This window comes from Streptomyces calidiresistens (assembly GCF_014141525.1).
Lineage (GTDB): Bacteria > Actinomycetota > Actinomycetes > Streptomycetales > Streptomycetaceae > Streptomyces > Streptomyces calidiresistens.
Map to the genome: position 1 here is coordinate 1 of NZ_VKHS01001167.1, position 1,232 is coordinate 1,232.

Sequence of the window (1,232 nt, forward strand, 5' to 3'; positions counted from 1 at the left end):
CTAGTGCCACATCAGGCAACGTTCGCCCTGTCGATGACCTCGCGGAGGCGTTCGTCGGCGGCGTGACGGTTTCGCCAGATGATGTAGCGGCGGATCATGCTGCCCTGCTCTTTGTGGCTGGTGTGGTCGGTGCCGTCGAGGGTGAAGTAGCGCAGGGCGGTGAACTGGGCCTCGATCCGGTTCAGCCAGGAACTGTTGGTCGGGGTGTAGGCGATCTCCACGTTGTTGGCCTCGGCCCAGTCGGCCACCCTGCGGCACCGCTTGGTGGTCAGGTGCGGTGAGTAGTTGTCGCACACGATCGCCAGGCGGACCTCTCGTGGGTGGAGGGTGCGCAGGTAGCGGCAGAACTCCAGGAACTTCGATCTGTTCTTGGTCTTCTTGATGTGGCCGTAGAGCTGGTCTTTGGTCAGGTCGTAGGCGGCGAACAGGTGCCGGACGCCGTGGGGGCGGGTGTAGGTGGCCCGCCGCCGGGGTCGGGGTTCGCGGCCGGGGTCCTTGTGCCTGCCGCCGCGTTCGGCCCACTGCCGGCCGGGGTGCGGCTGGAGGTTGAGCGGCCCGAACTCGTCGAGGCAGAAGATGACTTCGGGCTCGCCGTTCTCGGGTACGACCTCGCCGTCGGCGATCGCGTACAGGTGCTCCACCCGCGCCTTCTTGGCCGCGTAGTCCGGGTCACGGGAGGTCTTCCAGGTCTTCACGCGTTGAAAGGAGACGCCTTCCTCGCGGAGCAGGATGCGCAGGCCCTCGTGGCTGATGTCGTCGACCACCCCCTCGGCGACCAGGAAGTCCGCCAGTTTGGTCAGGCTCCAGGTCGAGAACGGCAGGCCGTGCTCGGCCGGCCTGGACTTGGCGATCTTCTTGATCTCCCGGCGTTCGGGCAGCGTGAACGTCCTCGGTCGTCCGCCCCGGTATTTCGGGTAGAGCGAGTCGAAGCCGTCGGCGTTGAAGTTGTGGATCACGTCCCTCACCCGGTCATCGCTGGTGAACGTCACCTCGGCGATCCTCGCCACCGGCATGCCCTGCGCGGACAGCAGCACCATCTGGGCCCGCCGCCAGGTCACCACCGAGCCAGTGCCCCGGCGGATGATCCGCAGCAGCCGCCTGCCCTCGTCGTCATCGATCTCACGGACCCGCACGCGTTCAGCCACGTGAGCATTCTGATGGTCCGGTGCCGCCCGGCACAGCAACCGCGCGGCATATCACGACAGGGCGAACGTTGCCTGACGCGGCACTAG

General features: G+C 66.8%; 1 protein-coding gene. It reads right to left on the reverse strand.

The annotated features are described in order from the left end of the window. Window positions 1-11: 11 nt before the first annotated feature. Entirely contained in the window at window positions 12-1,145 is a 1,134-nt protein-coding gene (locus FOE67_RS26170; RefSeq protein ID WP_182667299.1) for an IS630 family transposase, read from the reverse strand. Between the last annotated feature and the right edge of the window lie 87 nt (window positions 1,146-1,232).